This window comes from Ancylobacter tetraedralis (assembly GCF_014195655.1).
Taxonomy (GTDB): Bacteria; Pseudomonadota; Alphaproteobacteria; order Rhizobiales; family Xanthobacteraceae; genus Ancylobacter; species Ancylobacter tetraedralis.
In genome coordinates, this window is the sequence record NZ_JACICD010000001.1 from 988,009 (window position 1) to 1,005,810 (window position 17,802).

At 68.4% G+C, this 17,802-nt stretch carries 10 protein-coding genes; 5 read left to right on the plus strand and 5 right to left on the minus strand.

The annotated features are described in order from the left end of the window. Window positions 1-59: 59 nt before the first annotated feature. The gene (locus tag FHS55_RS04545) at window positions 60-833 is read right to left on the minus strand and encodes a DsbA family protein (protein WP_183188434.1); all 774 of its coding nucleotides are present in this window, start codon (window positions 831-833) and stop codon (window positions 60-62) included. A gap of 53 nt (window positions 834-886) precedes the next feature. Then, window positions 887-2,353 (minus strand): M48 family metalloprotease, encoded by a 1,467-nt coding sequence (locus FHS55_RS04550; RefSeq protein ID WP_246339810.1) that lies wholly within the window; start codon window positions 2,351-2,353, stop codon window positions 887-889. 189 nt (window positions 2,354-2,542) lie between these two features. On the opposite strand from FHS55_RS04550, the gene FHS55_RS04555 reads away from it, so the two are divergent. Then, complete coding sequence (locus tag FHS55_RS04555) at window positions 2,543-3,712, plus strand: pyridoxal phosphate-dependent aminotransferase (protein WP_183188655.1); 1,170 nt, start codon at window positions 2,543-2,545, stop codon at window positions 3,710-3,712. A gap of 65 nt (window positions 3,713-3,777) precedes the next feature. Here FHS55_RS04555 and FHS55_RS04560 read toward each other — a convergent pair whose 3' ends face one another. Next, window positions 3,778-6,726 carry an Rne/Rng family ribonuclease gene (locus FHS55_RS04560; protein ID WP_183188435.1) on the minus strand — a complete coding sequence of 983 codons (2,949 nt, stop codon included), beginning with the start codon at window positions 6,724-6,726 and terminating at the stop codon, window positions 3,778-3,780. Between the two features lie 869 nt (window positions 6,727-7,595). Between FHS55_RS04560 and FHS55_RS04565 the strand changes: the two genes are divergently transcribed. Together FHS55_RS04565 and FHS55_RS04570 are read left to right on the plus strand one after the other, a co-directional pair. Next, window positions 7,596-8,924, plus strand: a complete 1,329-nt coding sequence (locus tag FHS55_RS04565) for an N-acetylmuramoyl-L-alanine amidase (RefSeq protein ID WP_246339811.1) — start codon at window positions 7,596-7,598, stop codon at window positions 8,922-8,924. 94 nt (window positions 8,925-9,018) lie between these two features. Next, the gene (locus FHS55_RS04570; protein ID WP_183188436.1) at window positions 9,019-11,457 is read left to right on the plus strand and encodes a penicillin-binding protein 1A; all 2,439 of its coding nucleotides are present in this window, start codon (window positions 9,019-9,021) and stop codon (window positions 11,455-11,457) included. 35 nt (window positions 11,458-11,492) lie between these two features. Here FHS55_RS04570 and FHS55_RS04575 read toward each other — a convergent pair whose 3' ends face one another. Then, the gene (locus FHS55_RS04575) at window positions 11,493-12,110 is read right to left on the minus strand and encodes a glutathione S-transferase family protein (RefSeq protein ID WP_183188437.1); all 618 of its coding nucleotides are present in this window, start codon (window positions 12,108-12,110) and stop codon (window positions 11,493-11,495) included. Between the two features lie 269 nt (window positions 12,111-12,379). On the opposite strand from FHS55_RS04575, the gene prfB reads away from it, so the two are divergent. Next, window positions 12,380-13,510 carry a peptide chain release factor 2 gene (gene prfB / locus FHS55_RS04580; protein WP_183188438.1) on the plus strand — a complete coding sequence of 377 codons (1,131 nt, stop codon included), beginning with the start codon at window positions 12,380-12,382 and terminating at the stop codon, window positions 13,508-13,510. A 69-nt stretch (window positions 13,511-13,579) separates the two neighbouring features. Here prfB and FHS55_RS04585 read toward each other — a convergent pair whose 3' ends face one another. Continuing rightward, on the minus strand, window positions 13,580-14,044 hold the full coding sequence (locus FHS55_RS04585) for a peroxiredoxin (RefSeq protein ID WP_183188439.1): 465 nt from the start codon (window positions 14,042-14,044) through the stop codon (window positions 13,580-13,582). A gap of 152 nt (window positions 14,045-14,196) precedes the next feature. Between FHS55_RS04585 and FHS55_RS04590 the strand changes: the two genes are divergently transcribed. After that, window positions 14,197-17,727, plus strand: a complete 3,531-nt coding sequence (locus FHS55_RS04590; protein ID WP_183188440.1) for a YhdP family protein — start codon at window positions 14,197-14,199, stop codon at window positions 17,725-17,727. Window positions 17,728-17,802 lie beyond the last annotated feature (75 nt).

Genomic DNA, 17,802 nt, shown 5'->3' on the forward strand with positions numbered 1-17,802 from the left:
CCCAGCCGTCACGCGATTTCGCGTGCCCGACATCCGATTCGGCTCGCTGCCGGCCGCGCTCAGCACTGGGCCTTGCCGCAGTTGCGCACGGAATCGAGCGCCTTGCGGATCTGGTCGTGGCCGACCGCGCCGACGATGACCGTGTCGCCGACCACGTAGCTCGGCGTCCCGTCAATGCCGAGCGCATCCGCCAGCTTCAGGCTCTCCTGCAGCGTGGCGTTGATTTCCGGATCGGTGAGCTTCGCCTCGATCGCGGCGGTGTCGATGCCGAGATCGCTGGCGACGGCGAGCGCCTTGGCCTTGTTGGCCTGGCCGCGATCGCCCAGCAGCTTCTGGTGGAAGGCGTAATACTTGTCCGGGGCGAGGAGGCGCACGGCCACCGCCACCTGTGCCGCTTCCACCGAGCCCGGGCCGAGCACCGGGAATTCCTTCAGCACGACCCGCAGCTTGGGGTCGTTCTGCACCAGCTTCTGCATGTCGGCCAGCGCGTGCTTGCAGTAGCCGCAATTGTAATCGAAGAACTCGACCAGCGTGATGTCGCCCTTCGGGTTGCCGATCGTGACGGCATGGGCGGAATCGAAGATCTGCGGCTTCAGCCCCGCGAGCGCCTGCTGGCGCTGGCCGGCCTCGACGGCGGCCTGGCGCTTCTGCAATTCGCCGATCGCCTCCTGGATTACTTCCGGGTTCTTGAGCAGGTAGTCGCGGATGACGGTCTCGAATTCCTTGCGCTGTGCATCGTCCAGCGCGGCGGCCGGAGCGATGCCGATGCCGAGGGCGAGCGCGGCAGCGAGCACGCCGCGGCCAAGTCGGCTTATGAGGGTCAGCGGCGGCATGGTGATCTCCGGATCGGTCGAAAAGGGTGCGAGAGGGCTGTAGCGCGTCTGGTTCAGGGTGTCGACGAGCGGCGAACCAGCTGCGGCGGCGGCTTGTAGTTCAGGATGTCGTCGGCTTTGAGCCAGCCGGGTGAGCCGAGTGGGAACCTGTCCTTGGCGCGGGTGGCCAATTCGCGCGCCAGACGGAAATCGCCGTTCAGAAACGCCGATTGTGCCGAGGCCAGATCGGCATTGGGCAGGTCGCCGCGCTGGCCATAGGCCATCGCGAGGTAGCGCCAGCCGAGCGGGGAGGCGGGCTCGCGCTGCAGGCCGAAATTCAGCTCGCGCACGGCTTCGTCCATGGTCGCCTTGTCGTTGCTGGCCACCAGCGCCTGGCCGAGCAGCATGCGGATCAGCGGGTTACCGTCGGACAGGCTCACCGCCTTGCGCAGCGGCGCCACCGCCTCGCGGGCGCGCCCGGCCTCCAGCAGGGCCTGGCCCTTGATCTCATGGAAATAGGGATTGCCCGGTTGCTCGGCGATCAGCGCGTCGATCTGCCGGAGCGCATCGGGAATGCTGCCGAAGCGATAGGCCGAGATCGCCCGCGCATAGCGGGCCGGCAGCGAGGTGTTGGAGGCGGGATAGACCCGGCTCACCGAATCCGGGGATTGTGTGAAGCCCACCAGCTTGGCACGCATCATGTCGTGCCGCGCCTGCAGCGCCGGCGCATCCTTCGCCGTGAAATAGGGGCTCTTCTGCGCGATGTCCTCCAGCGCCGCGACGCGCTCGCGCGCCAGCGGATGGCTGAGCACGTAGGGGTCGATGCGCTGGCTGATGAACATCTGGTCGTTCTGCAGCCGCTCCATCGTGGTGAGGAGGCCCTTGGCCGACTGCTTGGTGGCGTCCAGATAGGTGACGGCCGAGCGGTCGGCCGCCTGTTCCTGGCTGCGCTGGTAGGAGAGCAGCGTGCGGCGGGCGACCTCCTGCGGCAGAAGCACCGCGCCGGCGGCGGCATTGCCGACGCTCGCCCCGGAACTGGCGCCGGCGGCCGCGGCACCGACCCCGAGCAGCATGGCGACGATGGCCGCGGTCTGCGCAGTCTCCAGCTGCTGGCGCATGCGCGAGAGATGGCCACCGGCGATGTGGCCGGTCTCGTGCGCCAGCACGCCGATCACCTCGCCCGGCGTGGTGGACTGCTTGAGGGTGCCGGTATTGATGAAGATGCGCTTGCCGTCGGCGACGAAGGCGTTGAAGGAATCGTCGCCGATGATGACGATCTGGATGTTCTGCTGCTGCAGCCCGGCCGCCTTGAAGATGGGGCGCGTGTAATCGCGCAGCAGCGATTCGACCTCGGCGTCGCGGATGATGGTCGGCTGGCGCTGCTGCGCCGCCACCGGCCCGGCGGGCAGGGCGGTGGCAAGGCAGGCAAGCGCGCCCGCGGCGCGCAGGGCGAACTGCCGCAGCCGCGCGGGGCGTGCAGCGCGGGCGCGGGGCTCGCGTCGCGCAAGCGAGGGGTTGTCACGGCGGGCCAGAAGCATCATCCATCGGCTTCATGCGATTGCGGGGGAACTGACGCTGCCGTGGCGGCAGCGTCAAGCCGTGCGGTCATCATCTTCGATTGAACACGGGCCGAGACCAGCCGGAGATTGCGGCGCGGATGCGGCGGTCCCGCAAGGTTGAGCAACATGAAGCCCGCGATTACGCCAAACGACGTGCCCACCGCAGCCGCAATGGCGGAGATTCTCGCGCGCGCCTCGCGCCGCAGCGAGATCGCTCCCTTCATCGTGATGGACGTGATGGAGCGCGCCGCCCGGATCGAGGCGGCGGGTGGGCATGTCATCCACATGGAGGTGGGCCAGCCGGCCGCCCCCGCGCCCCACAGCGCGCGGGCGGCGGCACGTCGCGCGCTGGACCACGGGCGGATCGGCTACACCACCGCGCTCGGCCTTCCCTCGCTGCGCGCCCGCATCGCCCGCCATTACGGGGAAACCTACGATGTCGACATCGATCCGGCGCGGGTGGTGGCGACGACGGGCTCGTCCGCCGGATTCCTGCTGGCCTTCCTCGCGCTGTTCGAGCCGGGGGACCGGGTGGCGATCGCCAATCCGGGCTATCCGCCCTATCGCCATATCCTCACCGCGCTGGGCTGCGAGCCGGTGCTGATCGAAACCGATGCCGCCTCGCGCTGGGTTATCACGCCCGAGGCGCTGGCCCAGGCGCATGCGAGCGCGCCGCTCAAGGGCGTGCTGGTGGCGAGCCCGGCCAATCCCACCGGCACGATGATGCGCCCGGAGGCGCTGGCGGAACTCATCGCCACCGCTGAGGGGCTCGGCATCCGCTTCATCTCCGACGAGATCTATCACGGGCTGGACTATGCCTTCCCCGCCGCCACGGCCGCGGCGATCAGTCCGAACGCGACGGTGATCCACTCCTTCTCGAAATATTTCTGCATGACCGGCTGGCGCGTCGGCTGGATGGTGATGCCGCAGCCGCTGGTGCGCGCGGTGGAGCGCCTGCAGCAGAACCTCATGATCTCCGTGCCCACGCTCTCGCAGGTCGCGGCCGAGGCGGCCTTCGACGGCGCGGCGGAGATGGAGGCGGTGAAGCACGGCTACGAGGCCAACCGGCTGATCCTCACCGGCGGTCTGCCCGAGGCCGGCCTGCCGGAATTCCTGCCGGTCGACGGCGCGTTCTATCTCTATGCCGATGTGTCCCGCTTTTCGGACGATTCCGCCGCCCTGGCCCGCCGCCTGCTGGATGAGGCGCATGTGGCGACGACGCCCGGCGTCGATTTCGACCCGCATCGCGGCCAGCATTATCTGCGCCTGTCCTATGCCGGGGCTGCCGAGGAAATGCGCGAGGCGGTGGAGCGGATCGGCGATTTCCTGCGTCGCGGCTGAGGCCTCAAACGCAGAACGCCCCGCGCGAGGCGGGGCGTTCCTTTGTCGTCAGGCGAAATCGCGCGTCACTCGCCGAAGATCTTGCGCTGCCACCAGCCGGTGCGGCGCGGGCGATCGGGGTCATCCGCCGGCGGTGCGTCCGGGCTCGCGGTCGCGTTCTCCGTCTCGACGGGCGACGAGGCAGCCGGGGGCGCCTCGTGTCCCGCCTCTTCGGCAGGCGCGTCATGCGCCGGCGCGCTTTCGGCGGCAGCAGCTTCCGTCACCCCAGCTTCCGCGATCATGGTCTCGGAAGCCGGAGCGTCGACAACCGCCGCCGTCTCGCCCGCAACCGCTTCCGACACGACGGCTTCCACCGCCTCGGCCGCGATCACCGGGGCACGTTCGCGCACGGTGGAGCGGCGACGGCGCGGCTTGGGCTCCGCCGGCTTTGCCTCTTCGGACTTGGCCTCTTCAGACTTGGCCTCCTCGGACTTGGCTGCATCCGGCGTGGCCGCCTCGGCGGCGGGAACCTCGGCCGCCGCGTCCCCGGCGACAGCTTCCTCCGTTGCCTTGGCGCGCGTCCGGCGTCCACCACGACGACCACGGCGCGGCTTGTCGTCCTCGGCGGGGGCTTCCTCGGCTGCGGGAACGTCGACAGGCGCGTCGACGACCGTGGCTTGCTCGGTCTGGGCCTCCTCGGTCGGGGCTTCGGTCGACACCGGGCCGGCGTCGACGGCCGCCACGGGCTCGGAGGAAGCCGTGGCGGTTTCCACGAGTTCCAGCGCCTGCTCGGCGGCTTCGCCGGCAACCGGGGCTTCGGCGGTCACATCCGCCGCCGCCACATCGGTCTCGCCCGATTCGGAGGCAACGAGCTCGCGGGCTTCGCCGTCCGCGGCTTCCTCAGCCTCGTCGCCGTCATCCTCGAATTCCGCGCCTGCGGAATCGCCATCCGCCTCGCCGGAACCGTTCTCCTCCGGGCGATTGCCGTTCGGACCGCCGCGCCGCCGCCGCCGCCGCCGCCGACGACGACGGTTGCCGTCGCCCTGTGCGGCCTCGCCGGCCTCGCCTGCCGCGGGGGGCGCCTCGGGCCGGCTCTCGCGAACCTCTTCCTCGACAGCCTCCTCCAGCTCTTCCGGCTCCTCGGCCGCCACCGGCTCGATCTCGTCTTCCGGCTCGACGACCAGTTCGGGCGGCCGCGGCATCGGGATCGGGTTGGCGATCGCCTCGCCGCGGTCGACCGCGAACGGGGTCAGGCCGGTCAGCGTCGGATCGGCACTGATGGTGATGACCACGCCGAAGCGCTCTTCCAGCTCGTGCAGATGCGCGCGCTTGTGGTTGAGCACGTAGAGCGCGTTCTCGGTGCGGGTGCGCACGATGAGATTATAGGCGTTGGACCGCTGCAGCGTGTCCTCGGCGGCGCGCAGCAGCTGCAGCGCGACGGAGGGCGAGGAGCGCACATGGCCGGTACCGCCGCAATGCGGGCAGACCTCGGTGGAACTCTCCAGCACGCCGGTGCGGATGCGCTGGCGGCTCATCTCCATCAGGCCGAAATGCGAGATCCGGCCAAGCTGGATGCGCGCGCGATCGTTCTTCAGGCAGTCCTTGAGCTTGCGCTCGACCGAACGGTTGTTGCGCTTCTCGTCCATGTCGATGAAATCGATCACGACGAGGCCGGCAAGGTCACGCAGGCGCAGCTGGCGGGCGACTTCCTCGGCCGCCTCCATGTTGGTCTTGAGCGCGGTGTCCTCGATATTGTGCTCGCGGGTCGAGCGACCCGAGTTCACGTCGATGGAGACCAGCGCCTCGGTCGGGTTGATGACGAGGTAGCCGCCGGACTTCAGCTGCACCTGCGGCAGGAACATCGCGTCGAGCTGGCTCTCCACCCCGAAGCGGGTGAACACCGGCTGCAGGTCCTTGTAGATCTTCACGTTTTTCGCATGGCTCGGCATGAGCATGCGCATGAAGTCCTTGGCCTCGCGATAGCCCTCGTCACCCTGCACGAGGACTTCATCGATGTCCTTGTTGTAGAGGTCGCGGATCGAGCGCTTGATCAGCGAGCCTTCCTCATAGACCAGCGAGGGCGCGGTCGAGCCCAGCGTCAGCTCGCGCACATTCTCCCACAGGCGCAGGAGATACTCGAAGTCGCGCTTGATTTCCGGCTTGGTGCGGTTGGCGCCGGCGGTGCGCAGGATGACGCCCATGCCCTCCGGCACTTCGAGGTCGGAGGCGACCTCCTTCAGGCGCTTGCGATCCTCGGCCGAGGTGATCTTGCGGGAGATGCCGCCGCCGCGCGCGGTGTTGGGCATCAGCACGGAATAGCGGCCGGCGAGCGACAGATAGGTGGTGAGCGCGGCGCCCTTGTTGCCGCGTTCTTCCTTCACGACCTGCACCAGCATGATTTGCCGGCGCTTGATCACCTCCTGGATCTTGTAGGTGCGGGCGCGGGTGCGCGGCGCGGCGCGCTCGGGCACTTCCTCCAGCGCGTCGTCCGAGCCGACCTCGTCGACGATGTCTTCCTCGCCGGCGATCTCCTCGACCTCGCCGCCGCCACCTTCATCGTCCGAGGACGGACGGCGCCGCGAGCGGCGGGCGGGGACGCGCTCGGTCTCTTCGCTGGTCTCGCCGGAATCGTCGGTGCCGGCCTCCTCGGAGACGGTCTCGTCATCGCCGGACGACTTGGCGGCGCCGCGACGGCGGGAGCGGGCCTTGGGCTTCTCCTCGCCCTCGTCCTCGGCGTCCTTGCGCTGCTGGCGCTCTTCCTCGGCGAGAAGCGCCTGCCGGTCGGCGACCGGGATCTGGTAATAATCGGGATGGATCTCGCTGAAGGCGAGGAAGCCATGCCGGTTGCCGCCATATTCGATGAAGGCGGCCTGCAGGGACGGTTCGACCCGCGTTACCTTCGCGAGATAGATGTTGCCGCGCAGCGGCTTGCGGTTGGCGGCCTCGAAGTCGAATTCCTCGACTCGGCTGCCGCGCACCACCACCACCCGGGTCTCCTCCGGGTGGGTGGCATCGATGAGCATCTTGTTGGCCATTGAACTCTCATATGCGGCAGCGTCGACGTCGCAAGGGACGCCCGACGATCGGGGCCGCGCCTGTAAGCGGTGACCGAAAACCGGTCAGGGAGGTGGGAATAGGGAAGCCTTGCCTGGTCGACGTGGTGCTGGGGGAACCGGCCTGACGCCGCCCGGCGGTCACATGCACGACGGCGGAGGCCGTCCCGCATATGTTCCGCACTTGCCGGCTGACGCGTCATCGTATGGTGCCGTCCATTTCCTCGACCGAACAGGACAAGCCGCGACCGCGGGCGATCCGGCTCAAGACACATGGCGGCGAAATCCGCGGGCGCGCCCGACACGAAGCAGGCGCCTGATGCCGCGTCCGATGCCCGTGAACGACGTCGGCCGGGCGCGATTCCGAGGGCGAATGGAGCGCGATGGCTCACGGCACGGTCACGCACCCTTGCGGGTCCGCCCCAGGTCCGCCCCCTCGGGGGCAGGTCGTCATGGGGCCGATCGCCATGGGCCGATCGTGACGGTGCCGGGCATCCCCATTGCTGGATCGCCCAACGCCGACGGGCCGCGCAAGCCGGGAGTCAAGCGAGCGACCCGGAAATGCGAACCATATGCATGCCCTTAATAGCGGCATGCGTGACGATTTGGCAAGGATTGCGTCTCCATCGCGTCCCAGATCGCGCGTGATCCGATTGCGCCGCGCCTGCGCGCTGTGCAAGCGTTCGCGCCGGCACCCCGTCGGCCCGCCCTGCGGCGCCCGCGAGTCGCGTCGTGGTGCCGGGGGCAACGAAAGGTTAACCGTCGGTTCCTAATGCATATGAAGCGGCCCAACTCTGGGCCATTTCGCCGCCTATGCCCGACACGCGCCAGCAGGAGCCGGACAACAGACGATGAAGTGGCGTGACGCGATGATCGGGTCGGTGCGGGCATTGCTGGTGCTGGCGTTTCTGGTGCTGGTGTTTCTGGTGCTGCCCTGGGCGGGGCGGCAGCCGGCGCAGGCGCAGGAACCCGCCGTCGCCACCGATGCGCGGCTGGCCGGCGATGGCGAGCGTACCCGTCTCGTGGTCGACCTCTCTCGCGCCGTCCCGCTGGGCGCCTTCACGCTCGCCGACCCGTATCGCGTCGTGGTGGACGTGCCCGATGTCATCTTCACGCTGCCCGCCTCGGCCGGGCAGGAGGGGCGGGGGCTGGTCACCGCCTATCGCTTCGGCCTGTTCGCTCCCGGCAAGGCGCGCATCGTGCTCGACCTCTCCGGCCCGGTGACGATCGACAAGGCCTTCGTGCTCGAACCCATGGACGGGCAACCGGCGCGCCTCGTGGTCGACCTCGTCAAGACCGACCGCCCCACCTTCCTCAAGCATGTCGCCGCGCCCCTGCGCTCGGCTGAAGAGCCGCCGGCGCCGAAGTCCGAAGCCTCCGCGGCTGGCGACACGCGGCCGGTGATCGTCATCGATCCCGGCCATGGAGGCATCGATTCGGGTGCGGTGAACACAGCCTTCGGCGTCACGGAGAAGGATGTGGTGCTGGCGATCGGCCGCCTGCTGCACGAGAAGCTGGACCGCACCGGTCATTACCGCGCGCTGATGACCCGCAACGACGACACTTTCGTCGCTCTGGGCCAGCGCGTGCGCTTCGCGCGCGAGAGCGGCGCGCGGCTGTTCATCTCGCTGCATGCCGATTCGCTCTCCGCCCGCGACGGTGGCGTGCGCGGGGGCACCATCTACACGCTCTCCGACCGCGCCTCCGACGCGGAAGCCCAGCGCCTCGCCGATTCGGAGAACAAGGCGGACATGATCGTCGGGCTCGACCTTTCCGACGAACCGGCCGACGTGGCCGGCATCCTGTTCGACCTCGCCCAGCGCGAGACGCGCAACTTTTCCGCCCAGTTCGCCCGCACGCTGGCAGGCAACGTGTCGGAGGCGGCGCGGTTGCACAAATCGCCGCTGAAATCGGCCGGCTTCAAGGTACTGAAGGCGCCCGACGTGCCCTCCGTGCTGTTCGAGCTCGGCTATCTCTCGAGCGCCAAGGACCTCGAACTCATGACATCGCCCGACTGGCAGTCTAATGTGACCGATGCCATGGTGGCGGCCATCGAGGCCTATTTCGCGGCGCAGAAGCCGGGCGAAGCGCACCCGGGGGCCATGCCGGCAAGCATGGATCGTACCGCCGGAGAATCCGCCGGTGGCGCGAAGCCCGCCCCGGCCGCGATTAGGCCATAGTTGCCCCCCACACGGGGACCCGGGCGACGTCAGGTAATCGGACACGCCGCGCGTTTCGCGCGGCCGCTGTCCCAGCTTTAGGGGGCACGGCCGCATGCGGCTGCTTCTGCGGTTCTTGGGCTTTATGTTCGCCCTCGGTACGATTGTGTTTGTCGTCGGTGGCGCGGTAGCCGGGTACTTCGTATGGAAGTTTTCCCAGGACCTGCCGGACTACACGCAGCTCCAGAACTACGAGCCGCCCGTGATGACGCGCATCCACGCGGCGGATGGCGCGCTGCTGGCCGAATATGCCCGTGAGCGGCGGCTCTACCTTCCGATCCAGAACATTCCCGACCTGGTGAAGGAAGCCTTCATCTCGGCCGAGGACAAGAATTTCTATTCCCATGGCGGCATCGACCTGACCGGCATCGGCCGCGCCGCCTACTCGTTCCTGCAGAATTACGGCTCCGGCCGCCGCCCGCAGGGTGCCTCCACCATCACCCAGCAGGTGGCCAAGAACTTCCTGCTCACCAACGAGGTATCGCTCGACCGCAAGGTCAAGGAAGCGCTGCTCTCGCTGCGCATCGAGCGCACCTATTCGAAGGACAAGATCCTCGAACTGTATCTCAACGAGATCTATCTCGGCATTGGCTCCTATGGCGTGGCCGCCGCCTCGCTGCTCTATTTCGACAAGTCGGTCGCCGAGCTGAGCATCGCCGAGGCGGCCTATCTCGCCGCCCTGCCGAAGGGCCCGAACAATTACCATCCGTTCCGCCGCCACGAGGCCGCCGTCGACCGCCGCAACTGGGTGATCGATCGCATGGAGGAGAACGGCTACATCACCGCCGAGCAGGCGAAGGAAGCCAAGGCCACCGACCTCACCGTCACCCTGCGCCCGACCGGCGCGCATATCTTCTCGGCCGAATATTTCGCCGAGGAGGTGCGCCGCGAGATCTTCGAGCGCTATGGCGAGGACAAGCTGTATGGCGGCGGCCTCTCGGTGCGCACCACGCTCAATCCCAAGCTGCAGCAGGCCGCCAAGAAGGCGCTGCTCGACGGGCTGACCCGTTATGACGAGCAGCGCGGCTGGCACGGCGCCGTCTCCCGCATCGATACCGGCGGCGACTGGGGCGCGCGCCTCGCCGATGTGCGCACCTTCACCGATATTCCCTGGCGCCTCGCCGTGGTGCTGGAATCGGATGCGCAGAGCGCGCGCATCGGCCTGCAGCCGCAGCGTGACCGCTCCGGCGTGCTCGCCACCCAGCGCGAGGTCGGCGTGATCACCGCGGACGGCGCCAAATGGGCGGTGCGCGGCAACAAGCAGGGCGTCGCCAGCGTGCTGAAGCCGGGCGACGTAATCTATGTCGAGCCGGTCGACGGCAAGCCGGACCAGTGGCGCCTGCGGCAGGAGCCTCGCATCGAGGGCGCGCTGGTCGCCATGGACCCCTGGACGGGCCGCGTGCTCGCCATGGCCGGCGGCTTCTCCTTCGACGAAAGCCAGTTCAACCGCGCCACGCAGGCCCAGCGCCAGCCGGGCTCGTCCTTCAAGCCCTTCGTCTACGCCTCGGCGATCGACAATGGCTACACGCCCTCCAGCGTGGTCCTCGACGCGCCGTTCGAACTCAACCAGGCGGGGCAGGCGACATGGCGGCCGGAGAACTATTCCGGCAAGTTCTATGGCCCGCAGACGCTGCGCTTCGGCCTCGAACAATCGCGCAACGTGATGACGGTGCGGCTCGCCAACGATCTCGGCATGCCGATCATCGTCGATTACGCCAAGCGCTTCGGCGTGGTCGACAATCTGCTGCCGGTGCTCTCCATGTCGCTCGGCGCCGGCGAGACCACCGTGCTGCGCATGGCGGGAGGCTATTCGATCTTCGCCAATGGCGGCAAGAAGGTGAAGCCGACGCTGATCGACCGCGTGCAGGACCGTTACGGCAAGACCATCTACAAGCATGACGAGCGCGAATGCCGCGGCTGCGATGCCGCGCAATGGCAGGACCAGCCCGAGCCGACCCTGATCGACCGTCGCGAGCAGGTGCTGGATCCGATGACCGCCTATCAGATGGTCGGCATGATGGAAGGCGTGGTGCAGCGCGGCACCGGCACGGCGCTGAAGGCGCTCGGCAAGCCTGTCGCCGGCAAGAGCGGCACCACCAACGAGGAAAAGGACGCCTGGTTCGTCGGCTTCACGCCGGACATGGTGGTGGCGGTCTATCTCGGCTTCGATACCCCCAAGCCCATGGGCAAGGGCTCGACCGGCGGCCTCATCGCCGCGCCGGTGGTGCGCGATTTCATGCAGGTGGCGCTGGCCGACCGTCCGGCCGTTCCGTTCCGCGTGCCGCCGGGCATCAAGCTGATCCGCATCAACCCCAAGACAGGCCTGCGCGCCGGCCCGGGCGAGAACTCGATCCTCGAGGCGTTCAAGCCCGGCACCGCGCCGCCGGACAGCTATTCGGTGATCGGCGCGAGCGATTCGTCGGGCAAGCCGCTCGGCGTGACGCCGGAGGCCGACCGCGCCATCGGCGGCAGCGGAACCGGCGGGCTCTACTGAAGCCCGCCCACCCAGCGGCTTCCCGGACCGCCGCCTCAGCCATCATAGGGGGCGGCGCGAAAGGCCGGCAGTGCCTCGGCGCGGGCGGTGAAGGCGTCGAGCGCGGGGAAAACGCCCGCGCCGACCATGTCCGGCAGCATGTTGCGCGTGAAGGTGAAGGCCACGGCAGTGGTGATGTCCGCCTGCGAGGGGCGATCCTCCAGCAGCCAGCCCGAACGGCCGGCGACGTCGTCCTCCAGCAGGCGGCAGGCGGCGAGAAGCTGGCCGCGCACGCGCTCGATCCAGGGGGCGTGCTGCTTCTCGGCCGGGCGCAGCTGGTGTTCGTAGACGAGTTGCACCGCCTTCTCGCAGGTGGCGAGCGCGAGGCCGACAATGCGCTGGTGCTGCGCGTGCCGGCCGATCTCCCCCGGGACGAGCGTGCGCGCCGGATCGGCCAGCCGCTCGACATGTTCGAGGATCAGCGTCGACTCCATCAGCACCACGCCGTCATCGGTGACAAGCGTCGGGGCCTTCACCACCGGGTTGATGCCGGCGAAATGGTCATAGTGACGGAACACGGAGACCGATTCGTGCGTGAAGGGGAGATCGAGCAGGGTGAGCGAAATCGCCACCCGGCGGACATAGGGAGAATCGAGCATACCGATGAGGCGCATTGGCCAGTCTCCATTTGAGCGGAGCAGCCTAGAGCCCTTGTTCATCGGACGGAACGACCTGATCGATGAGAAAACGTTATGGATTCAATAAGCTGAGCTGCTTTCCAATCGCGACGGTCGATCCACTCCCGCGCAAAACGCTCGGGCCGGGTGCGATCGCCGCGTAATCGCGTGCCTCGCGGGGTGTCTGTGCGTGGCGGGCGTTTACAGCCCCCCGCAACGTCTCTATTTTCCGCCGCCTTCTGCCGTCCTCACCGAGAGTGTCCAATATGCGCGCCGAGCTCGCCACGAGCGTCGACGAAATCCGCGAAGCGGCCGGCCTGCTCCGGCAGCACATCGATTTCGACCGTTCCAAGGCCCGCCTGGCCGAGCTCAACGCGCTCGCCGAGGACCCCAACCTGTGGAACGACCCCGAGCGCGCGCAGAAGCTGATGCAGGAGCGCGGCACGCTGGAGGACGGGCTCAATTCGCTGGAGCGGATCGAGCGCGAGCTGAACGACAATGTCGAGCTCATCGAGCTGGGCGAGATGGAGGGCGACGAGGGCATCGTCGCCGAGGCCGCCGCAGCGCTCGCCAAGCTGAAGGCCGAGGTCGCCCGTCGCCAGCTGGAGGCGCTGCTTTCGGGCGAGGCCGACGCCAATGACAGCTACCTCGAAGTCCATGCCGGCGCCGGCGGCACCGACAGCCAGGACTGGGCCCTGATGCTGCTGCGCATGTACACGCGCTGGGCGGAGCGTCGCGGCTTCAAGGTGGAGATCGTCGACGAATCGGGCGGTGAAACCGCCGGCATCAAGTCCGCCACCATCCTCGTGAAAGGCCACAATGCCTATGGCTGGCTGAAGACCGAGGGCGGCGTGCACCGGCTGGTGCGCATCTCGCCCTTCGATTCGAATGCGCGGCGCCAGACCTCGTTCTCGTCGGTGGACGTCTATCCCGTCATCGACGATCGCATCGTGGTCGACATCAAGGAAAGCGACCTGCGCATCGATACGATGCGTTCGGGCGGCGCCGGCGGCCAGCACGTCAACAAGACCGAATCGGCGGTGCGCTTCACCCACATCCCCACCGGCATCGCCGTGGTGGCGCAGGGCGATCGCTCGCAGCACAAGAACCGTGCCACGGCGTGGGAAATGCTGCGCGCCAAGCTCTACGAGATGGAGCTGAAGAAGCGCGAGGCGCAGGCCGCCGCCGATCAGGCCGCCAAGACCGATATCGGCTGGGGCCACCAGATCCGCTCCTATGTGCTGCAGCCCTATCAGCTGGTGAAGGACCTGCGCACCGGCGTCACCTCCGGCACCCCGCAGGAAGTGCTGGACGGCGATCTCGACCCGTTCATGGAAGCGGCGCTCGCCCAGCGCGCCTATGGCGGCGGCCCGGCGAGCATCGACGACGTCGACTGAGCCGCGGCAGCTGAGCAGCCCGGCAGCCCAGCGGCGGCGCTCCCGGCGCCGCCTCCGGTGCGCGCGCGGCTATAGCGCCTGCGCCGCGGCCAGCACTTCCTCGGCATGGCCGGCGACCTTCACCTTCGGCCAGATCCGGGCGATGCGGCCGTCGCGGCCGATCAGCACGGTGGTGCGCTCCACCCCCATGTATTTCTTGCCGTACATGCTTTTCTCGGTCCAGACGCCATAGGCTTCGAGCAGCCCGTGCGTCTCGTCGCCAGCGAGCGCGAAGTCCAGCCCTTCCTTGGCGCGAAAGCGCGCCAGCGCCTTGCCCGAATCAGGCGAGACCCCGATCACCCGCGTGTCCGCTGCGTCGAACTGGGATTTGAGCCGGTTGAAGTCATGCGCCTCGATGGTGCAACCTTGGGTTCCCGCCTTGGGATAGAAATACAGCACGAGCTTGTGACCCAACGATCCGGCGAGATCTACGCTCTCCCCCGTATCGGTGGTAAGTGAGAAGTCGGGTGCGGTACTGCCGACAGCGATTGTCATTTGCCTTCCTTTCGGCGGGTTTTAAATGGATCGGCTGGTTTGGCCACGACCAAGCGGCTGACCGCCCGGCATCGCGCCGGGTGCCGAAAAGGGTCGCCGCTGGCGGTGGCCTGTGGGCATGATGGCGTAGCGTGCGGGGAATCGAGCCGTTCATGAAAGAGCCGACGTCGCGGAAAGTGGATGCTCACGCCAAGCGGGGCGTCAAGCGGCTCCGGGTTCGCCGTCCCGGCGAGGCCCATCGCGCCGCGCGTGCCCGGCGCGCGCCGCGCTGGCTGCGCGTCTGCGGCTGGTCGGCCGGCGGCACGTTCGGGCTCGCCATAGCCGCGAGCCTGGTGATCTATGCCCTCTTCATGACCGGCATCATTACCGTCGACATGGCGCGGCCCTATGTGGAGCGCGCGCTGGAAGCACGCCTCGGGCCGGGCCAGACCGTGCAGATCGGCGCCATCACGGCCGAGCGCGCCAGCGATGGCGGCATGTTGCTGCAGGCCAGCAACATCGTCGTGCGCGATCCCGCCGGCGAGGTGATCGCCCTTGCGCCGCAGGCCGAAGTGGAGATGCAGAACTCGCTGCTGCCCTGGATCATGCGTCCGCGCCGCGTCGATCTGGTCGGCGTCAAGGTCACGGTGGTCATCGACAAGGACGGCGCCGTCGCGATTTCCACCGAAGGTGGACGCCCACTGGGCGCCGCGCCCGGCAAGACGACATTGCCGCCCCCCTCGCCGGAGGTGGCTGCCGGCAAACCGGCCGGGGACACGGCCAGCGAGACAGCCCGGCAGACCGCCGGCGGGCCGCTGCGCTTTGCCGCGCTGGCCGCCATCGCCGACGGCATCGACCGCGGCGGCTTCGATGGCGGCGTGCTCGACCAGATCGGCCTCAAGGACGGCACCCTGCTGGTGCGCAGCGAGATCAGCGGCCGCCAGTGGACCTTCGACGACATCGATATCTCGGTGTCGCGCCCGGCCGAGGGGGGCGTGGCATTCGACCTCGGCTCCGGCGGCACCGGCGGACGCTGGTCGGCGCGGGCCACCGTCGGCGGCCTCGCGGACGGGCAGCGCGCGGTTGCCCTGCGCCTGCGCGACCTGTCGCCGCGCGATCTGCTGATCGCGGCGGGCAAGGCCGACGCGGACCTCGTCGCCACCTCGCCGCTGTCGCTGGACATCGCCGCTCATATCGATGCCGCCGGCACGCTGCTCTCCAGCGAGGGACGGGCGGTCATCGGCGCCGGTGACGTGCAGCTTGGCACCGACAAGGCCAGCCGGTTCCGGCTCGACGAGGCCTCGGTGGCCTTCCATTTCGATCCGGCGCTGCATGTGATCAATCTCCAGCCTGTCAGCATCAAGGCGGGGCCGTTCGCCACCCAGATCGTCGCCGTCGTCAACGGCAGTACGGATGACGGCGTGTGGCGGATCAAGATCGATTCGGCGACCGCGAATTTCGCCGGCGGCGGCCCCTACGCGGAGAAGGAGCCGCCCTTCGTGCTCGACAATGTCGCGCTCGAAGGCCAGATCGATCTGGCGAACCGCCGTTTCACCGTGCTGCCCGGCACGCTCAAGGGGCCGCAGGGCGGCATGACGCTGGGCCTTGTGCTCGACCTCGGCGCGGCCGATCCGTTCTTTTCGCTCACTGCCAACATGACGTCGCTGCCGGTCAATGCGCTCAAGCGCATGTGGCCGATCACGGCGGCGCCGGACGTGCGCAAATGGGTGGGCGAGCATGTCATCGCCGGCGACGTGACGAAGGCCGACATCGCGCTGAATATGCCGCTGCGCGCCATCGGCAACCCGCAGATCAAGCTGCCGCCCGAATCGATCGCCATCAATATCCAGGGCACCGGCGCCAGGCTGCAGCCGGTCCCGGAACTGCCGGCGATCCGCGGCGCCGACGTCGCGGTGCGCGTCGATGCCCGCAGCACCCATGTCACGGCGACCAACGGCACGGTGGACACGCCCGAAGGCCGGCACATGAACCTCTCCAACGTGGTGTTCGACGTGCCGGAGACGGCGATGCTTTTTCCGCCCGCGAAGGTGGTGGTGTCGCTCGACGGCCCCGCTTCCGCCGCGGTCGAACTGGCCTCGATGCCGCCCCTGCGGGGGGTGTCGAACGAGCAGATCGATCCTGAATCGGTGCATGGCACGCTCACCGGCACCGCGCAGGTCAACATCAAGCTGTCGGACCACATCACCCCCGCCGATGTCGACTACGCCTTCGACGCCGATCTCACCAATTTCACCGCCGACAAGGTCTTTCTGGGCCAGACGCTGGATGACGCGAGCGTCAGGGCTTTCATGACGCCTGCGGCCACGGTGCTGCGCGGCGAGGGCAAGATCGGCGGCGCGCCGGCAAGCTTCGAGTTCACCCGGCCCAAGACCGGCGATCCCACCTTCGTGCTGGCGGCGACGCTGGATGACGCCGCGCGCACCAAGCTCAATCTTGAACTGGCCGGCGTGTCGGGCTCGATCGGCGTCAAGCTCACGGGGACGATCGGCCCGAAGAGTCGGGTCGCCGATGTCGATGTCGATCTCACAGGTGCGCGTCTGGCCGAACTCGTGCCCGGCTGGTCGAAGCCGCCGGGACGCCCGGCGCGCCTGACCGCCAAGGCCTCCTCGACCAGCAACGGCACCAAGTTCGAGAATCTGGTGATCAGCGGGCAGGGCGTCGATATTCGCGGCACGCTGGAACTCGATGCCAAGGCGGGGCTCGTCTCCGCCTATCTCCCCACCTTCCAGCTCTCCGACGGCGACAAGGCCAGCGTGAAGGCGGACAATTCGGACGGCGTGTTGCGCCTCACCGTGCGCGGCGAGATCATCGAGGCGCGCGCCTTCCTCAAGAACTTGCTGCAGGCGCCGATCGCCGGGCGCAAGAACGACAAGCCATTCGACGTGGATCTCGACGTGAATCTCGACGTCGTGGTCGGCAATAGCGGTGAAACCCTGCGCAACGCCGTGCTCAAGCTGTCGCGGCGGGGCGGCAACCTCACCGCCTTCTCGCTGGGTGCCCTGGTGGGGCGTGGCGGGGCGGTGAACGGCGATCTCATCGCCAATGGCGGCCAGCCGAGGCTGCGCGTGGCGACCAGCGATGCCGGCGCGCTGCTGCGCTTCGTCAATCTCTATCCCCGCATCTATGGCGGCGACCTGTGGCTCGATGTCGACGCGCCGCGCGGCGATGGCGCGCCGCAGGCCGGCGTCATCAACATGCGCGACTTCGTGATACGCGGCGAGCCGGGGCTCGACCGGCTGATCGCCGCCGCCCCCGCGCGCGGCGACGGGCGACCTTCGCCGGGCTCGGCCATCGCCTTCCAGAAGCTGCAGGTGGAATTCACCCGCACGGCCGAGCAACTCGACATTCGCGACGGCGCCATCTGGGGGCCGGCCATCGGTTCCACCTTCGACGGCAACCTCGATTTCGCCAATGACCGGATCTCGGTGCGCGGCACCTATGTCCCGGCCTATGGCCTGAACAACCTGTTCAGCCGGCTGCCGGTGCTTGGCTTCCTGCTGGGCGGCGGGCCCAATGAGGGGCTGGTCGGCGTGACCTATGAGGTGGTCGGGCCGCTCAATGGGCCGACCCTGCGGGTAAACCCGATTTCGGCTGTTGCGCCCGGCTTCCTGCGCAAGATCTTCGAATTCCGCCAGGCGCCCGACCCGACGCCGCCAGCGCTGGTGCCGGTGCCGACCCGGTAGAGCGTTTTCGCGCGAAGCGGGTTCCGGTTCGCGTGAAGAAAACGCGTCAAGACATGAACCTGGAGCATTTCGGGT